This window comes from Bacillus sp. G1(2015b) (assembly GCF_001482475.1).
Classification (GTDB): domain Bacteria; phylum Bacillota; class Bacilli; order Bacillales; family Bacillaceae; genus Bacillus; species Bacillus safensis.
Genome location: NZ_LKIC01000023.1, coordinates 1 through 16,580 on the forward strand (window position 1 = coordinate 1; position 16,580 = coordinate 16,580).

General features: G+C 43.1%; 18 protein-coding genes and 1 pseudogene. 13 read left to right on the top strand and 6 right to left on the bottom strand.

Annotation, left to right across the window (positions count from 1 at the left end; translation table 11 throughout):
* A pseudogene (locus AMR95_RS19390) lies at positions 1-189 on the top strand (hypothetical protein); the annotation flags it as partial.
* Here AMR95_RS19390 and AMR95_RS10620 read toward each other — a convergent pair.
* Positions 186-407 carry a DeoR family transcriptional regulator gene (locus AMR95_RS10620; protein WP_008356419.1) on the bottom strand — a complete coding sequence of 74 codons (222 nt, stop codon included), beginning with the start codon at positions 405-407 and terminating at the stop codon, positions 186-188. The pseudogene AMR95_RS19390 and the gene AMR95_RS10620 sit on opposite strands and share 4 nt — an antisense overlap.
* 373 nt (positions 408-780) lie before the next feature.
* Positions 781-2,079 carry an NCS2 family permease gene (locus tag AMR95_RS10625; RefSeq protein ID WP_039180738.1) on the bottom strand — a complete coding sequence of 433 codons (1,299 nt, stop codon included), beginning with the start codon at positions 2,077-2,079 and terminating at the stop codon, positions 781-783.
* A gap of 95 nt (positions 2,080-2,174) precedes the next feature.
* Between AMR95_RS10625 and pepV the strand changes: the two genes are divergently transcribed.
* Both pepV and AMR95_RS10635 read left to right on the top strand, forming a co-directional pair.
* Positions 2,175-3,575 (top strand): dipeptidase PepV, encoded by a 1,401-nt coding sequence (gene pepV, locus AMR95_RS10630; RefSeq protein WP_058838251.1) that lies wholly within the window; start codon positions 2,175-2,177, stop codon positions 3,573-3,575.
* Positions 3,576-3,604: 29 nt separating this feature from the next.
* Complete coding sequence (locus tag AMR95_RS10635) at positions 3,605-4,222, top strand: Type 1 glutamine amidotransferase-like domain-containing protein (protein ID WP_058838252.1); 618 nt, start codon at positions 3,605-3,607, stop codon at positions 4,220-4,222.
* Between the two features lie 56 nt (positions 4,223-4,278).
* On the opposite strand, the gene cysK is transcribed toward AMR95_RS10635, so the two are convergent.
* Positions 4,279-5,208 carry a cysteine synthase A gene (cysK, locus tag AMR95_RS10640; protein WP_058838253.1) on the bottom strand — a complete coding sequence of 310 codons (930 nt, stop codon included), beginning with the start codon at positions 5,206-5,208 and terminating at the stop codon, positions 4,279-4,281.
* A 94-nt stretch (positions 5,209-5,302) separates the two neighbouring features.
* Here cysK and thpR point away from each other — a divergent pair, with 94 nt between their 5' ends.
* From thpR to AMR95_RS10660, 4 genes are all read left to right on the top strand, one after another.
* The gene (gene thpR / locus AMR95_RS10645) at positions 5,303-5,854 is read left to right on the top strand and encodes an RNA 2',3'-cyclic phosphodiesterase (protein WP_058838254.1); all 552 of its coding nucleotides are present in this window, start codon (positions 5,303-5,305) and stop codon (positions 5,852-5,854) included.
* A gap of 25 nt (positions 5,855-5,879) precedes the next feature.
* The gene (locus tag AMR95_RS10650) at positions 5,880-6,815 is read left to right on the top strand and encodes a hypothetical protein (RefSeq protein ID WP_058838255.1); all 936 of its coding nucleotides are present in this window, start codon (positions 5,880-5,882) and stop codon (positions 6,813-6,815) included.
* A gap of 48 nt (positions 6,816-6,863) precedes the next feature.
* Positions 6,864-7,793 carry a YegS/Rv2252/BmrU family lipid kinase gene (locus tag AMR95_RS10655; RefSeq protein WP_058838256.1) on the top strand — a complete coding sequence of 310 codons (930 nt, stop codon included), beginning with the start codon at positions 6,864-6,866 and terminating at the stop codon, positions 7,791-7,793.
* 285 nt (positions 7,794-8,078) lie between these two features.
* Entirely contained in the window at positions 8,079-8,879 is an 801-nt protein-coding gene (locus AMR95_RS10660; protein WP_039183266.1) for a phosphotransferase family protein, read from the top strand.
* On the opposite strand, the gene AMR95_RS10665 is transcribed toward AMR95_RS10660, so the two are convergent.
* Positions 8,876-9,151 carry a YtzH-like family protein gene (locus AMR95_RS10665; protein ID WP_025092409.1) on the bottom strand — a complete coding sequence of 92 codons (276 nt, stop codon included), beginning with the start codon at positions 9,149-9,151 and terminating at the stop codon, positions 8,876-8,878. The two genes, AMR95_RS10660 and AMR95_RS10665, sit on opposite strands and share 4 nt — an antisense overlap.
* 188 nt (positions 9,152-9,339) lie before the next feature.
* Here AMR95_RS10665 and trmB point away from each other — a divergent pair, with 188 nt between their 5' ends.
* The 3 genes from trmB to AMR95_RS10680 all read left to right on the top strand — a co-directional run bounded on the left by trmB (position 9,340) and on the right by AMR95_RS10680 (position 12,716).
* Positions 9,340-9,981, top strand: a complete 642-nt coding sequence (gene trmB, locus AMR95_RS10670) for a tRNA (guanosine(46)-N7)-methyltransferase TrmB (protein WP_024424866.1) — start codon at positions 9,340-9,342, stop codon at positions 9,979-9,981.
* Between the two features lie 114 nt (positions 9,982-10,095).
* A complete protein-coding gene (locus tag AMR95_RS10675) occupies positions 10,096-10,944 on the top strand; it encodes a YtnP family quorum-quenching lactonase (RefSeq protein WP_058838257.1) in 849 nt (282 codons plus the stop codon).
* 74 nt (positions 10,945-11,018) lie between these two features.
* Positions 11,019-12,716: an NAD-dependent malic enzyme gene (locus AMR95_RS10680; protein WP_081258405.1), complete on the top strand. Its 1,698-nt coding sequence runs from the start codon at positions 11,019-11,021 to the stop codon at positions 12,714-12,716.
* Between the two features lie 41 nt (positions 12,717-12,757).
* On the opposite strand, the gene AMR95_RS10685 is transcribed toward AMR95_RS10680, so the two are convergent.
* A complete protein-coding gene (locus tag AMR95_RS10685) occupies positions 12,758-13,072 on the bottom strand; it encodes a PepSY domain-containing protein (protein ID WP_058838258.1) in 315 nt (104 codons plus the stop codon).
* A 199-nt stretch (positions 13,073-13,271) separates the two neighbouring features.
* Here AMR95_RS10685 and AMR95_RS10690 point away from each other — a divergent pair, with 199 nt between their 5' ends.
* On the top strand, positions 13,272-14,345 hold the full coding sequence (locus AMR95_RS10690; RefSeq protein WP_058838259.1) for a M42 family metallopeptidase: 1,074 nt from the start codon (positions 13,272-13,274) through the stop codon (positions 14,343-14,345).
* 249 nt (positions 14,346-14,594) lie between these two features.
* Here AMR95_RS10690 and AMR95_RS10695 read toward each other — a convergent pair whose 3' ends face one another.
* The gene (locus AMR95_RS10695; RefSeq protein ID WP_058838260.1) at positions 14,595-15,041 is read right to left on the bottom strand and encodes a YtoQ family protein; all 447 of its coding nucleotides are present in this window, start codon (positions 15,039-15,041) and stop codon (positions 14,595-14,597) included.
* Positions 15,042-15,241: 200 nt separating this feature from the next.
* Between AMR95_RS10695 and AMR95_RS10700 the strand changes: the two genes are divergently transcribed.
* Together AMR95_RS10700 and AMR95_RS10705 are read left to right on the top strand one after the other, a co-directional pair.
* Positions 15,242-16,270, top strand: a complete 1,029-nt coding sequence (locus tag AMR95_RS10700) for a PTS transporter subunit IIC (protein ID WP_058838261.1) — start codon at positions 15,242-15,244, stop codon at positions 16,268-16,270.
* A complete protein-coding gene (locus AMR95_RS10705) occupies positions 16,257-16,577 on the top strand; it encodes a thioredoxin family protein (RefSeq protein ID WP_024424860.1) in 321 nt (106 codons plus the stop codon). Before AMR95_RS10700 ends, AMR95_RS10705 begins: the two co-directional genes overlap by 14 nt.
* Positions 16,578-16,580 lie beyond the last annotated feature (3 nt).

A 16,580-nucleotide genomic window follows, 5' to 3' on the forward strand; every position in this document is an offset into this window, starting at 1 on the left:
CACGAATGTTCGATTCGCTCCGCGCCAGTGCTCGTTCTTCCTAGACTTCAAAGGTTTTCTATCACGCTGAAAAGAAAACAAAGGGCTAAAATAAAAATCATTTTAGCCCTTTGTCAACAATCTGCAAAAGAAAAGAACCGGCATATCGCCGGTTCTTTTTGTTATATGGACAATTCATTATACGCTTAAGATGATATTTTTACTTTTTTTCTCGTTGTTTCCCATTTGCCTCTGCTTGGACTATGAACAAGATCGTTATAGGCAAGCACGTTTAAGTCTCTTTGAATGGTTCTAGGTGTGATCCCGAATTCATCAACCAGCTCTTGTGTCGTCACAAGACCTTTCTCTTGAATGAACATATAAACTGATTTAATTCGAGTCATCATACGGTTTGTTGAAGGTTTCAAAAAACCACTCCCTATCAATAAGATCGGATGGACTTGACTAACCACAACTTACTACACTAAAACTGCGAAATAAGGACATGCAACAATGGTAAATGTTCGTGTTTCTTAATGTTTTATTCTATTATACACGTTATTATGCATCTAGTTCCACCAAAAAGTCAACTTTACGTGTTTTTAAACTTGTCTTCATGAAATGAAATATGGTATATATCATGATTTGAATCCGGTTACAACCCAATAATGATAAGGGATACGATAGAAGCTGCCACGTTCAAACGTTCGAAAAATAAACTCAGAAAATTTACAAAATAAAAAATTCAGTGAAGGCCAAAAAAGGCACATTCCATGTAAGGATGTGCCTTTTCTGTTTCTGTTATCCTTCTAAGAAAAAGAGCTGAATGAAAAATAACACCGCAAAGATGAGAACAAGCACATGTACTTCTCTCCATTTCCCTTTCGCCAATTTCACAAGCGGATATGAAATAAATCCAAGTGAAATTCCTGTAGAGATACTAGAAGTCAGCGGCATCGAAAGAATGACAAGAAAAGCAGGGAATGCCTCGTCTAGTTCGTTCCAGCGAATGCGTGACACCGAGTTCATCATCAAGCAGCCAACAATGATTAAAACAGGTGATGTGATGGATGGTAAAGACGAAATCGCTTGAACGAGCGGGCCAAAAAATAATGCCACAATAAACAGTGCAGCGACCGTTAAAGAAGTCAGCCCAGTTCTTCCGCCAGCAGCAACGCCTGATGATGACTCAATATAAGCAGTGGTTGGGCTTGTACCAAACATAGAACCAACCGTCGTTGCAGCAGAGTCAGCGAGCAGGGCTCTGCGCACTTTTGGCAGCTGGCCGTTTTTCATTAATCCGGCTTGTTCGGCAACGCCGATCATAGTGCCTGTTGTATCAAAAATCGTCACCAGTAAGAAGGAGAAGACGACAGCATATAAATGATGAGAGAACACATCACCAAAAGCAGCGATTGGATTGGTAATCAGCATGCCTTCAGGCAGTGCAGGGACGTCCATCAGCATTTTAGGGAAATGAAGCTGGCCTGTTGCGAGTGCAATCAATGTGGTCGCTAACATGCCGATAAACAGTGCACCATTTATTTGCAGAACCATTAATATAACCGAAATCATTAAGCCGACAAGCGTTAAAACGACAACAGGCGAGCTTAAATTGCCAAGCTTCACAAGGTTTTCTGGATCAGCAGCAATGATTCCAGACTGACGGAGGCCGATGAACGCAATGAAAAGCCCGATTCCTGCTGTAATGCCGTACTTTAAATTATCTGGAATGGCTTGAATCAGTTGTTTTCTAAGGGATGTTAACGATAAAATAATAAAGAGTATACCAGCAACAAATACCGCACTAAACGCTGTTTGATAGCTAATGCCGCCACCGCCGACAACGGTAAAGGTGAAATAGACATTCAGCCCCATGCCTGGTGCAATGGCGATCGGATAATTTGCAAATAGTGCCATCCAGAGCGTACCGACGACAGCAGCGATGATTGTTGCAGTAAAGACTTGGTCAAAAGGAATACCTGCTTTTGAAAGAATTCCTGGGTTGACGGCAACAATATAGACCATGGTAAAGAATGTCGTCATACCAGCGATGATTTCTTTCTTTATGTTGGTTTGATTTTCTTTTAACTGAAACATAAAATCCTCCATTTACGAACATTATTACAAAACAATTAATATAATATTCGTTTTAAGGGTGGATTGCAACCTTTTTTCAAGGAGGAATGGAAAAAATGAATTGGGAAGCTGAAGTAATACGAAAAAAAGATGACTTGATCAAGGACACACAATCTTTCTTACAAATTGAAAGTGTCCTTGATGAAGAAGGCGGCAAAGAAGGAAAGCCATTTGGTGAAAAAGTCGATGATGCCCTCAAGTATATGCTGAAAAAAGGGGAAGACGAAGGCTTCACAGTCAAGAATGTCGACGGCTATGCAGGTCATATTGAATACGGGGAAGGCGAAGCCATCGTAGGTGTGCTGTGCCATGTGGACGTGGTGCCTGCTGGCGACGGCTGGACAACCCCGCCATTTTCAGCGGATATCAGAGAAAATAAAATCTTTGCACGCGGAGCTATTGATGACAAAGGCCCAACCATGGCAGCGTTCTATGCGCTGAAGATCTTAAAAGATTCTGGTCTGCAGCTGTCGAAAAAAATCAGAATGATCATTGGGACAGATGAAGAAAGTGATTGGCGCTGTGTGGACCATTATTTCAAGCATGAGGCGATGCCGCAAATCGGATTTGCACCAGACGCCGATTTTCCGATTATTCATGCGGAAAAAGGAATTATTGATGCCATCCTGTCATTTACATATCAACAACCATCGAATCAACAGCGCTATACGCTGAAGCAATTTACTTCGGGTATGAGGCTCAATATGGTGCCAGATGAGGCAGCTGCTACTGTGACTGCTGCACAGGCACATGATGCTGAATCATTAAAAACGGCCTTCGAAGCCTATCTTGCTGATCATCAATTATCTGGTGAGGTAAAAAGCACAGCGGATGGACTGCATTTTACATTAAAAGGGGTATCCGTTCATGCCATGGAGCCGGCGCATGGGACAAATGCGGGCATTCATATGGCGAATTTCTTATGCGGACATGAATTAGATGAGCAGGGACTTGCCTTTACTTCCCAAATCAACGCTTTATTTGATCAGGATACAAGAGGGAAAAAGCTGGGAATTGCTTGCAAAGATGATATTAGTGGAGATTTGACATTGAACGTTGGGACAATCCGCTATAAACAGAATGAGGAAGCAAAGCTAGGGTTAAATGTCCGCTATCCAGTAACTGTAGACGGCAAGGACGTCAAAAAAGGAATTGAAAGCATCAAAGGGGCGTCCCTTCTAAAATTCGAAGACAGCCCTCCGCATCACGTCTCAAAAGATCATCCGCTTGTGAAAACCTTGCAGCGGGTATATGAGGAGCAAACGGGAGATCCTGCAACCCTTATTGCCATTGGGGGAGGAACGTATGCGAGATCTTTAGAAGCTGGCGTTGCGTTCGGACCTCTATTTCCTGGCAGACCAGACTGCGCCCATCAAAAGGATGAATATATTGAAATTGATGACTTACTAAGAGCAGCAGCTCTTTATGCACAAGCTATGTATGAATTAGCAAAATAGAAATTGGAAAAGAGAAGAGGGGATTCATAGTGAAAAAAATGTTCTTATGCTCTTCATTCAAAGACAGCTATTCTCTCTTGTCTGACTTTGCAGGTGAATCATTAAAAGGTAAGCGTGTGACTTTCTTTCCAACGGCAAGTGCTGTAGAAGAAGTCACGCACTATGTGGAGGCAGCGAAGGAAGCCTTTCAGAAATTAGGCATGCAGCTTGAGACTGTGCAGGTAGATGAACAATCCGTAGAAGAGATCACACAGATGATCAAACAAAATGATGTGATCTATGTTTCAGGAGGCAACACTTTTTATTTATTGCAGGAGTTAAGAAAGCAGCGTCTCGATGACGTGTTGAAAGAAGAAATCAACAAAGGTAAGCTGTACATCGGAGAGTCTGCGGGGAGTATCATTATGGCGCCAAGCATTGAATATATCTCCATGATGGATGATCAGGAGAAGGCGCCGGAGCTTTCATCATTCCAAGGTTGCAATGAAATAAGCCGCTATCCAGTACCGCATATGCACAATGCCTATTTAGGCGAGGCTGCACAGCTAATTATGGAGAAGCATCAGCAGACGCTTGATTTATGTCCTCTAACTGATGAACAGGCTTTACTCGTCACAGGGGAGCAGGCTGAGGTGAAATCTGTCTAAGCATCTTAACCGTGAAAGAAGAAAAAGGAACAGGGATTCATCGCCCTGTTCCTTTTTTAATCTTGAAAAACATCACTTGATAAGTATCGTTCACCCGTATCTGCTGTCATACAGATCACGATTTGATCTGCCGGCAATTGCTTCGCTGTTTCAATGGCTGCATAGCAAGCCGCCCCAGAGGATGGGCCTACTAAAATGCCTTCAAGCATAGCGAGCTCCCGTGTGATGTGGTACGCATCTTCGTCGCTTACTTGCACGATCTCATCATAGACATCCTCGTTTAAGATTTGGGGGATAAATCCTGGGCTTGTGCCAACGAGCTTATGTTTGCCAGGTTCCCCGCCAGATAAGACTGGAGATCCCTTAGGTTCTGCTACACGGATGGTTAAATGAGGGAATGCCTTTTTTAATTCCTCTCCAGTTCCTGTAATAGTACCGCCAGTTCCAGCTGTTGCGACAAAGGCGCCAAGGGGCTGTCCAAGTTGTTTCACAGCTTCCATGATTTCGACCGCTGTTGTTCCTCTATGTGCATCTGGGTTTGCTCTATTGTCAAATTGCATCGGAATAAAGCTGTGAGGAATTTGAGCAGCCAGTTCTTCCGCCTTGCGGATGCAGCCTGGCATTTTTTCTTCTCCTGGGGTTAAGAAGACCTGCGCCCCGTATGCCTTCAAAATATTGATTCTTTCCTTTGTCATCGTATCAGGCATGACAAGGATAGCTTTGTAGCCTCTTGCGGCAGCATTCATGGCTAAACCAATCCCTGTATTCCCGCTCGTAGGTTCAATAATAGTTGCTCCTTTTGTGAGTTTCCCTTGTTTTTCTGCCTCAACGATCATATTGTAAGCCGCGCGGTCTTTGACACTTCCGCTAGGATTAAATGATTCCAGCTTTAAGTAAACAGCCGCCGCATTCTCTGGCTGGAGCCGCTGTAATTTGACAAGCGGTGTATCGCCAATCAGCTCAGCTATATTTTGTGCAACTTTCATCAGATGACACCCTTTCTTCTCATTCCGCATTTCTTTAGTTATACTATCATCAATGGGGATTCGTAAAGTTTGTTAAAAAAGGACAGGTGATATTGTGTCAGAAAACCGTCATTATTTTATAGGGATTCACATCCCTGAACAACTTGCGCATCAAATCAAACAAGACATTGATCAAAGGAGCGGACTGTTCTTTCAAAAATGGACAGCACCACATGATTATCATGTAACCCTTGTCTTTTTAGGCGCCATTCCAGAAGAGCGTTTAAAAAAGATCATCCAGCTGCTTGACCTCCTTTCAAATGAAGCATCTGCATTTCCACTAGAGCTGAATGAGGTAGGGCAGTTTGGTGCGAAGGAACGCCCGAGAGTCTTTTTTGCAAAGCCTCATGAAAGTGAGCCGCTCATGCATTTAAGAGAAAAGGTAAAGGAGGCTGTCTTGTCAGCAGGACACCCTGTTGAAAAGAGACCGTTTCATCCGCATATGACGATTGCACGCAAATGGAATGCGGATGACCTTTATGAAGAACAAGCGCCTTTACGCAAAGAGCCATATGTGATGGAGGTTTCGCGTATCACTTTATTTGAAATACGTCCGAAGGAAACCCCTCGTTATCACGCAATCAAACAATTTACATTACATAAATGATTCTAGAAGTTGGAGTGAGCAGCAGATGGCGCAAATTATCAAAATTCAAGATTATATATCACGATATGAACAAGACCCGCATCACTACATCAATCAATTCAATCGGTTGAAAAAACAAAGATGGGACGAGTTGAAAAAGGCTTCAAAAGAGGAGGCGCAGCAACCATTTGACCAAATTCCTCAACAAGCGCCTGAACAGGAGGAAGAAAAGAGAAAGAAATTCTCCTTAAAGAGAAAGCAAAAAGAAGCCGATATGAAAAAGGAACGGGACCTAAGTCTTTTTAACGAGCCGACAGATATAGAGCAAGGGGTTTTCAGAAACGTCCCTACCGATGAAACGAAGCTGACTCACTTTTTTAAGGATCATCTCTTTGAAGTGCAATTAAAATGGGCGAGCTCAACGATTTCACATATTTCAACCGTCTCCCATCATATTCGATATGATGAAAAGCTGCGAATGCTGGCGAGGCAGCTTCCAGATTCTTATTTTGTGATGTACAAGCCGGTGCTGCTCATTCAAAAAGCTGAGATGGAATTATGTCCGATACTCATCACGCCGCTCGAAGTAATCTGTTTATCCTTCTTAGAGGCCGAGCCAGACAGCGTCTATATCGGAACGAAGGAACGTTTTTGGGAAAAACGGGCGACTGGGAAAGCTGTTCAGTCCGTCTTAAATCCTTGTGCAAGCCTTCTGCGTTCTGGCACCGTTGTGTCAAAGATCTTACAGCAAAGTGGTGTAGACCTTCCTGTGAAAAAAATTCTCATCAGCCGAACCTCTTATATTGATTTACCTGAAGTTCCATATGGGATGGAGGTTATCGATAAGAAGAAGGCAGAAGAGTGGTTTGAAAAGCAGCGGAAAAATACGGCGCCGACAAAGCATCAGCAATTTAAGGCGACAAAGGTGTTGCTTGCTTATGGTGAAACAGACAGCAAAAGAAGGCAGGAATGGCTCGATTAAAGGCATGATGGAAGGTCACGAAAAATGAGACCCGAGTGGAGCTAATATATGAATGAATGGTACTTTATCGTTAATCCAGAAGCAGGACATGGAAAAGGACTCCGCACATGGAGGAGCATAGAGAAAGAATTACAAAAGGTGGAGGTCTCTTATCGATCGTTTCTCACCCAGCATGAAGGCCATGCAGAAGTTTTGGCAAGACAAATCAGTGCCATGCAGGATGACAGGCTGAAGCGATTGATTGTTATTGGCGGTGACGGAACGATTCATGAAGTGCTGAATGGCTTAAAGGAAATCGATCATGTGCAGCTTAGTTTTGTCCCTGCTGGTCATTGGAATGATGCTGCGAAGGGTCTCGGTATCCATCGTCATGATGTCCTAAAAGAAGTGAAAAAGCAAAAGAGAATGCTCACCAAAACATTTTCTCTCGGCTCCTTTCAAGATCATGCCGAAAGTTCGCAATCTGTTCTTTTTCTCAATCATATCGGTGTGGGTTTTGATGCACATGTGCTGAGGAAAACGGTGCATTTTAGAGGAAAAAAGTGGCTGAAACGGCTGGGGCTTGGCTTTATCATCTACCCGCTGTCATTTCTCCATTCTCTATGGTCGTTTAAGCCATTTGATCTTGCGTTATTTATTGAAAATGAGAAGAAAGTCTTTCGACAAGTGTGGTTTGTGATCGTATGCAATCACCCGTATTACGGGGGAGGGCTGGAAGCAGCACCGGAAGTGAGTGCAAGGCAGCCAGGTTTTCAAACGATGGTTGTCACAGATTTGAATCCATTCAAAGTCCTCTTGTTTCTAAGTGCAATGGTGTTTCGAAAGCACCTTGGGATGAAGGGGGTTACCCTGTTTCAGCATGAGGAAGCGTACTTAGAAGCAGATGAAAAAATCTTATTTCACGCAGATGGAGAAGTGATCGGTGCAACGCCTGTCTTTGTGAAGGCAAGTGAACGATCCTTAAAATTACGTGCTTAAATAACTTGCGTTATGTCCGCAGTCAAAGAACCATGAAAAAAGGCTTCTTTTTCGTAAGGTTCTTGTCCTGATTTTTTAGTTTTGCTTGACGAGTATAAGAAGGTAACGATAAAATCTATAGGACGGCTATTGTTTAGCATCTCATTCTCAATAGCTGTCCTTTTTGTTTTTATGATCATATAAATAAAAAAAAGAAACAGCCAATTGATCCTCAATCGGCTGAATTTTGTCGACTAAAAAAGCAAGATTTAAAATATTTTAAGAAATGATGGGTTGAAAATTGATATGAACTGGTTGGGACAAATATTAGGTAGCGAATGGCACATCTCTCCGGCTGGAGGCGCTACGGGAGATGCGTACTTCGCAACACACAATGACCAAAAGCTATTTTTAAAACGCAATACGTCACCGTTTCTTGCGGTTTTGTCAGCTGAAGGCATTGTGCCGAAGCTTGTCTGGACAAAACGGATGGAAAATGGAGATGTAATTACTGCACAGCACTGGCTGAGCGGTAGAGAGCTGAAGCCAAAGGACATGAATGATCGTCCTGTAGCAGAGCAGCTAAGAAAAATTCATACATCAAAAGAATTGCTCGATATGCTGAAACGATTAGAGAAGCACTCTCTAGATCCAGAATCCATTCTGATGCATCTAAAACAGTCCATTTTAAACGAGCAAATTGTTTCACAAGACATCACGCTTGCCATTCAGTATTTAGAGAAGCATGTGGAGGCTGTCCATTTTGAGGACAAGGTCGTCTGTCATTGTGATCTCAATCATAATAATTGGCTGCTGACAGATGAAAACCAGCTCTATTTGATCGATTGGGATGGGGCGATGATTGCAGACCCAGCGATTGATCTTGGACCGCTTTTATACCATTATGTTGAGGAAGAGAACTGGGAAAGCTGGCTCTCTATGTACGGCGCCCCGCTGACGGATAATTTGCGAAAGCGCATGGCGTGGTACGTGCTCGCTGAAACCGTATCGTTTGTCGTTTGGCATAAACGAAAAGGGAATGAAAAGGCCCAAAAAGAAGTGCAAGCGGAGCTAAATGCACTCTTAAAAAGGTTAAACATCCATTAAGACAGTGGAATGTTTTCGACCCACTCAGACAGATGTGATTGATGCTCCTCGATATGTGCATCAATTGAACTGACAGAGGTGCCCTTTTGGCTGTAATCATAAATATCTGTTAACAGCTGACGAATGTCGGGATCCAGATCTTCTTTTGCCAGCATTAATTGAATTACGCGTCCCACCTGTTCATATTCTGCAACAGTCCCGCAGCAATCCAGCTGGTGATCGGTTAAAATATCTTTGATTAATTGAAGCTGATGTTGACGGTTTAAACCCATACAAATGCTCCTTTCCTGCGTGTCATTTATGAGGTTAAACTGTGCAATCAGCGCCCAATTTATACATGCGGCAGACCAGCTCAAGCGAAGGGCTGGTCTTTTTATATGGACATAGAAGATGCTGTCTTGCGGGTCTTTATGTTTCATGGTATCTTGATAAAATGTAAAGAAAATAGAGGTGTATCAAATTGAGAATGCGACATAAACCATGGGCTGATGATTACTTAGCTGAGAATGCTCATATTGCTTTAGCAAGTCCCGAGCAATATAAAGGGAAATGGCATGAGCTGTTTGGAAATGATCATCCAATCCATATCGAAGTTGGGACAGGAAAAGGGAGCTTTATTGCTGGAATGGGCAAGCTTCATCCTGATATCAACTATATTGGCATTGAATTATTTAAAAGTGTCATTGTGACGGCAGTAGATAAAATCAAAGAGACAGATGTTGAAAATGTAAAGCTTTTGAACATTAATGCTGAGACGCTGACAGATGTGTTTGCGGAAAATGAGATTGACCGGGTGTATTTGAATTTCTCTGATCCGTGGCCAAAAGCAAGACACGAAAAGCGCAGATTGACGTTTAAAACCTTTTTAGAGCGATATGAACATATTCTTCGTCCAGGCGGTGAATTACATTTCAAAACTGATAACCGCGGGTTATTTGAATATTCCTTAAAAAGTTTTTCTGCCTATGGCCTTCTTTTAACGTATGTCAGCCTAGATTTACATGAGGACGGCTTAGAAGGAAACGTGATGACTGAATATGAAGAGAAATTCTCATCTATGGGACAACCCATCTATCGATCAGAAGTCAAATTCCCAGAATAACAAGTGACATCAAGCTGGCTGCAAAAAAATTGCAGTCAGCTTTTTTTATGAAAAGATTGGTGCATGCGATTTTTGGCTGTATTTGCTACGATAGAAAAAGGAGGGATGACAGCAATGGAGACAATGAAAATAGGTGAAATGGAACTGTTTTGGTTAAACGGGGGAGATACGCACATGGACGGCGGTGCAATGTTCGGTGTCGTGCCAAAGCCTTTATGGTCAAAAAAATACCCGGTTAATGAACGCAATCAAATTGAATTACGATGTGATCCAATTCTCATTCGGTGGAAGGGACTGCATCTGTTAGTGGATTCGGGCATCGGATCAGGGAAGCTGACAGATAAACAAAAACGCAATTACGGCGTGACAGAGGAAACCAAATTGGAAGAATCTCTAGCGGCCCTTGGCCTGCGCCCATCAGATATAGATTACGTATTAATGACACACCTGCACTTTGATCATGCCAGCGGATTAACAAAACGTGAAGGCGATAAGCTTGTGTCTGTTTTTCAGCAGGCAAAAATCATCACATCGAAAATCGAATGGGATGAAATGAGAGCGCCGAACATTCGCTCAAGAAATACATATTGGAAAGAAAACTGGGAGCCTGTTGCAGATCAAGTGGTCACATTTGAAGAAAGTATCGAAGTGACAGAAGGCATCGAGCTGCACCATACAGGCGGCCACAGCAATGGTCATAGTATTTTAACGCTCACAAGTGAGGGCGAAACAGCGATTCATTTAGCTGATATCATGCCAACACACGCTCATAAAAATCCACTCTGGGTTTTGGCATATGATGATTACCCAATGACGTCGATTCCAGCCAAGCAAAAGTGGCAGGCTTTTGCAGAAGAAAAAAATGCGTGGTATTTGTTTTATCATGATGCCATTTATCGTGCTGTAAAATGGGACGAAGACGGGCAGATTACACACGAAATCAAAAGAGAAACAGGAAGATAAAAGATCATCTGTATGTTTTTTTCGCCTTTCACACAAAATAACGACAAAATGAACTTGTGAAAGGAAGAGTGCAGGTGAACCAATTTTATCGTGTACATGGTGATGTGATCGAAACACCATTAAGAGGGATGGAAGTCATGTCAGTCCCTTATTTAAACAAAGGGGTTGCATTTACAAAGGAAGAGCGGAAGGAGCTCGGGTTAAAGGGATTTCTTCCGCCTAAGGTTTTAACTTTAGAGGATCAAGCAAAGCGTGCATATGAGCAGTTCAAGGCACAGCCGGATGAGCTAGGGAAAAATGTGTATTTAACATCACTTCATGATAGAAACGAAGTGCTTTTTTACAAATTACTTAATGAGCACTTGGCGGAAATGCTTCCGATTGTCTACACGCCGACTGTAGGAACGGCTATTCAGCGTTATAGCCATGAGTATCGGAAGCCGAGAGGGCTTTATTTATCGATTGATGATCTGGAAGGCATGGAAGAGATTTTTGCTTCTTATGGTGTCGATGAATCAATTGATTTAATCGTTGCAACTGATGCAGAAGGTATTTTAGGCATCGGAGACTGGGGCGTTGGCGGGATTGCCATTTCAGTCGGGAAACTTGCTGTTTATACAGCTGCAGCAGGCATTGATCCTAGCCGCGTGCTGGCGGTAGTGCTTGATGCCGGGACGAACCAGGAAAGTCTCTTAAATGATCCGCTTTATGTTGGAAATCAGCACTCCCGCGTTCGAGGAGAGCGCTATGATCAGTTCATTGATCAATATGTCGAGCTTGCCCGTGCTACTTTCCCAAATGCACTTCTTCACTGGGAAGATTTTGGTACAAAGAATGCCCGTGCGATATTGGAAAAATATAAGGACCGCATTTGTACATTTAACGATGACATTCAAGGAACTGGCGCCGTTTCACTTGCTGCAGTTATGGCATGTGCAAAAGCTTCGAAGGTCCCGCTGAAAGATCACCGTATCGTCATTTTTGGAGCGGGTACGGCAGGTATTGGCATAGCCGAGCAAATCCGTGATGCGATCGTCAGAGACGGAGTCAAAGAAGAGGAGTCCTATGATCATTTCTGGTGTATTGATAAAACGGGGCTGCTCACAGATGATTCACCTGACATTCAGCCATTTCAAAAGCCGTATGCAAGACGTTCTGACGAAGTAAAGGATTATGCCCGTAATGGTCCAAAGCATTCGATTGATCTATTAGAGGTCGTCAAACAGGCGAAACCTACAATCTTAATTGGCACCTCGACGGTCGGAGGAGCATTTACAGAGGAAATTGTAAAAGAAATGGCGTCACACGTGGAGCGCCCTGCGATTTTACCGATGTCGAATCCGACACCTCTTTCAGAAGCAAAGCCGCAAGATCTGATTGAATGGACTGAAGGACGCGCACTTGTGACAACGGGAAGCCCATTTGATCCTGTTGAATATGGAGGCGTCACATATGAAATTGGACAAGCGAATAATGCCCTTGTCTTCCCAGGTCTTGGTCTAGGCACGATTGTGTCAAAAGCCAGGTTGATGACAGACAGTATGTTTGTTGCGAGTGCTGAAGCCATTGCAAGCATGGTCAATGTGGGGAAGCCGGGTGCAGCGATGCTGCCAAGTGTCGATCAGCTTCGAACCGTTTCAGCAACAGTGGCCGTCCGTGTGGCGCAGGCAGCAATTGATGAAGGAATAGCAGAAGAAACGCCTGATGACCTCATTCAGGCTGTGCAGGACGCGATGTGGCATCCTGTGTACAAAAAAATCAAAGCCATATAAAAAAAGCTTCGCAAGGACATATCTTTGCGAAGCTTTCTTGATCAAGCAACAGAATCAATTACATCAACGATCATGCCTGTTTTGGCATCAATCATCACTTCATACTGTTCAAGCTCGCCAAAGGCAGAGCGGGTAATGCCAGATTTGTACACATCAATCGTTTCACCATTTACGGTATACGGTTCTGGTACAGTATAAATCCAAGAGCCATCAATCGGGCCGCGCTGTTTAAAAGCAGATTTCACAATTTTTAATGCTTTTTCAGATGAGATATACGTAGGGAAAAATACTTTCTTTGCAACAATTGCAGCGGCTACTCCAATACTCGCACCAATCAAAATATGTTTTAACTTCAACGTGCTGCACCTCCGTATTGCTGTTTTTTCCATTATACAAAACTTGTCCATTGATGTTAAGGAATCCGAATAATTGAAAGCATATTCAAAATTTCTAGAGAGATACTTGGAAAACCGAAAGAATTCTTATAGTATAAAGTGAGTGTTATTTTTATAGGAATATATATGGTCATTACATAGAAACGAGGTAAACTGTAGAATGAACGAAGAAACATTGTCGATTTTCCGAAATTTAACAGAATTACAGGGAACACCAGGAAATGAGCACCATGTGCGTGCTTTTATGAAAAAGGAACTTGAGAAATATTCTGATGAACTCATTCAAGACCGTCTTGGCGGAGTGTTTGGCGTACGCAAAGGGCCGGAAAACGCACCGAAAATTATGGTAGCTGGTCATATGGATGAAGTCGGATTCATGGTCTCATCGATCACGAAAAACGGAATGATTCGTTTTCAAACACTTGGCGGCTGGTGGAGTCAAGTCATGCTGGCGCAGCGTGTGGACGTTCATACCGATCACGGGCCAATTCCTGGTGTCGTCTCGAGTACACCTCCTCATCTTCTGACGCCAGAACAAAAAAGCAAACCTGTGAAGCCGTCAGATATGCTTATTGATATTGGTGCAGACAGTGAAGAAGAGGCAAAAGAGCTTGGCGTTCGCCCAGGGCAGCAAATCGTTCCTGCAACGGTATTTACCCCAATGGCGAATCCAAAAAAGATTTTGGCAAAGGCTTGGGATAACCGTTATGGCTGCGGCCTTGCAATTGAATTATTAAAAGAATTAAAAGATGAATCACTTTCATGCCAGTTGTATTCAGGAGCAACTGTTCAAGAGGAAGTAGGGCTTAGAGGAGCTGAGGTAGCTGCAAACATGATTCAGCCAGATCTTTTCTTCGCTTTAGATGCAAGTCCTGCAAACGATGTGACAGGTGATAAAACACAGTTCGGCCAGCTTGGAAAAGGTACACTTCTGCGTATTTTTGACCGCACAATGATTACGCACCGCGGAATGAGAGACTTTGTACTCGATACTGCTGAGACAAACAACATTCCATATCAATATTTCGTATCACCGGGTGGTACGGACGCTGGACGTGTTCATATTTCAAACCAAGGTGTGCCTTCTGCTGTCATTGGGGTATGCGCACGCTACATTCATACAAGTCATTCTGTGTTACATGTGGACGATTACGCAGCGGCAAAAGAGTTAATTGTCCGCCTAGTGAAAAATTGTGATCAAAGTACAGTGGATTCTATTTATCAACAAGTATAAATAGAAGAGAAAAAGGCTGCTTCTTCAATGAGAGCAGCTTCAGCGTGTAGACAAACCCTCGCATTCTTTGTCAGTCCTGCGTGCCGGTGCTCACGAATGTCACATTCGCTCCGCTCCGGTACTCGTCCTTCCTAGGGCTGCAAAGGTTTTCTATCACGCTGAAAAGAAGACAAAGGGCTAAAATAAAGATCATTTTAGCCCTTTGTCAACAATCTGAGGCTGCTTTTTCAATGAGAGCAGCCTTTTTTCTTATTGCTGTTCAAACACGTAAGATAACGCCTTGATCGCTTGGTTTACAGTTTCCACAGTGATATTTGCTTTGTTTGAGAGTTCTTTTAACGGATGGTGCAGTTCTTTTGGACGGATTAAAATCAGAGGTTTCCCTTTTGCAATTGCAGCAGACGCATCCATGGCTGTGTTCCACTGTTTATATTTCTCACCAAAGCGCGCAATGACGACATCTGCTTTGTTTAATAAAATTTCAGTACGAAAATTGTTCAAATCAGAAGCTGCATCATCTTTGAAAATGGCATTCGGCTGCTCACCTAAAATATCCTCACCGATGTTATCTGAGCGGTTATGATTTTCCATTGGACCGACAAATGTCACCGGCAGCTTCAAAGATTGGCTTTTTTCCTTGATTTCATCACGCCACTGGCTATGAATTTCTCCAGCTAAATAAACAGTTAATTGCATAACGAACTCCTCCTTTTGTACAAACTTAGTAAAGGTTTGTCCTGTTTCTTTTCATGTTACACAAGAAGTGCTTGATAAAGCAAAAAAAATATGATTATGATATTCATGGTAGAGACAATTTTTCATCGTAAGAATACTACATATAATGGGAAGGACAGGCCTCTTCGTCTTTCCTATGAGAAAGCAGGAAGACGACGTTGATGACTTATTTGAAAAGAAAGGGGATCTCCCTTTCGCCAAAGGTGTATTTCATTGATGCACTTTCTTATATGGCTTTAGGTCTATTTGCTACATTAGTGGTAGGTCTGATTTTAAAAACAGCAGGAGGTCTGTTATCACTTTCTCTCATTGTGAAAATGGGTACGCTTGCTATGGGTCTGATGGGACCGGCAATTGGCGTAGCAGTTGCTTATCGCTTAAATGCTTCTCCATTAATCATTTTTGCAAGTGTTGTCTCAGGTGCCGCTGGAGCAGAGCTTGGGGGACCAGCCGGAAGCTTCGTGGCTGCTCTAATTGGGGTGGAACTCGGCAAACTGGTCAGTGGTGAGACAAGAATTGATATTATTTTAACGCCGCTTGTCACCATTATTACTGGCTTTTTCACTGCTGCTTTCATCGGTCCTGGCATTCAGGCGATGATGACAGGGCTTGGCAGACTTATCATGTGGGGGACAGACCAAAGCCCGCTGATCATGGGCATGCTAGTAGCGACCATTGTTGGACTTGCTCTAAGTTCTCCGATTTCAAGTGCTGCACTTGCGCTCATGCTTGACTTAAGCGGAACAGCTGCTGGTGCTGCAACGATTGGCTGCTGTGCCCAAATGGTTGGCTTTGCTGCTGCAGGTTTTAGAGAAAATCGCTTTGGCGGGCTTGCGGCTGTCGGCATTGGGACGTCAAAGTTGCAGCTTTCGAACATTGTGAAAAACCCCCTCATCCTGATTCCGCCGACGATTGCTGGTCTGATTCTCGCGCCAATTGGTATTATTGGCTTTGGGATGGTCAATAATGCGGCAGGAGCGGGAATGGGAACGAGCGGGCTTGTTGGACAGCTCATGACCCTCACTGTCATGGGGTTTCATCCATCTGTATTTCTGGCGATAGCTCTCTTGCATATCGTTGGCCCGGCAGTGATTAGTTTGGTAGTATCAGAATGGATGAGAAAGAAAGGCTATATACAATTCGGAGATTTAACCATACAAACTGGAGGAATGAAACATGAAAAAAATTGAATCTAACGAAGAATTACAAAAAGTGATTCAAGAAGACTTAACGGTATTGCTATTTTCAGCTGACTGGTGCCCGGACTGCACATTTATTGAGCCATTCTTGCCAGAGCTTGAAGCAAACTACCCAGAATTTGAGTACTTCTATGTCGATAGAGACAAGTTCATTGACACTTGTGCAGAGTGGGAAATTTACGGCATTCCAAGCTTTTTAGTCTTTAAAAACGGACAAGAGATTAACCGCTTTGTTAGCAAAGATCGTAAGACAAAGGAAGAGATAGAAGCATTTTTAACAGATTCTCTTTCTAAATAACGA

What these genes read in the sequence shown, in the direction of transcription:
- AMR95_RS10625 (WP_039180738.1), bottom strand. Translation starts at nt 2,079, where the DNA reads ATGTTTCAGTTAAAAGAAAATCAAACCAACATAAAGAAAGAAATCATC.
- AMR95_RS10695 (WP_058838260.1), bottom strand. Translation starts at nt 15,041, where the DNA reads ATGCAATTAACTGTTTATTTAGCTGGAGAAATTCATAGCCAGTGGCGT.
- AMR95_RS10655 (WP_058838256.1), top strand. Translation starts at nt 6,864, where the DNA reads ATGAATGAATGGTACTTTATCGTTAATCCAGAAGCAGGACATGGAAAA.
- AMR95_RS10650 (WP_058838255.1), top strand. Translation starts at nt 5,880, where the DNA reads ATGGCGCAAATTATCAAAATTCAAGATTATATATCACGATATGAACAA.
- pepV (WP_058838251.1), top strand. Translation starts at nt 2,175, where the DNA reads ATGAATTGGGAAGCTGAAGTAATACGAAAAAAAGATGACTTGATCAAG.
- AMR95_RS10700 (WP_058838261.1), top strand. Translation starts at nt 15,242, where the DNA reads ATGACTTATTTGAAAAGAAAGGGGATCTCCCTTTCGCCAAAGGTGTAT.
- AMR95_RS10690 (WP_058838259.1), top strand. Translation starts at nt 13,272, where the DNA reads ATGAACGAAGAAACATTGTCGATTTTCCGAAATTTAACAGAATTACAG.
- AMR95_RS10675 (WP_058838257.1), top strand. Translation starts at nt 10,096, where the DNA reads ATGGAGACAATGAAAATAGGTGAAATGGAACTGTTTTGGTTAAACGGG.
- AMR95_RS10665 (WP_025092409.1), bottom strand. Translation starts at nt 9,151, where the DNA reads ATGGGTTTAAACCGTCAACATCAGCTTCAATTAATCAAAGATATTTTA.
- cysK (WP_058838253.1), bottom strand. Translation starts at nt 5,208, where the DNA reads ATGAAAGTTGCACAAAATATAGCTGAGCTGATTGGCGATACACCGCTT.
- AMR95_RS10705 (WP_024424860.1), top strand. Translation starts at nt 16,257, where the DNA reads ATGAAAAAAATTGAATCTAACGAAGAATTACAAAAAGTGATTCAAGAA.
- AMR95_RS10660 (WP_039183266.1), top strand. Translation starts at nt 8,079, where the DNA reads ATGAACTGGTTGGGACAAATATTAGGTAGCGAATGGCACATCTCTCCG.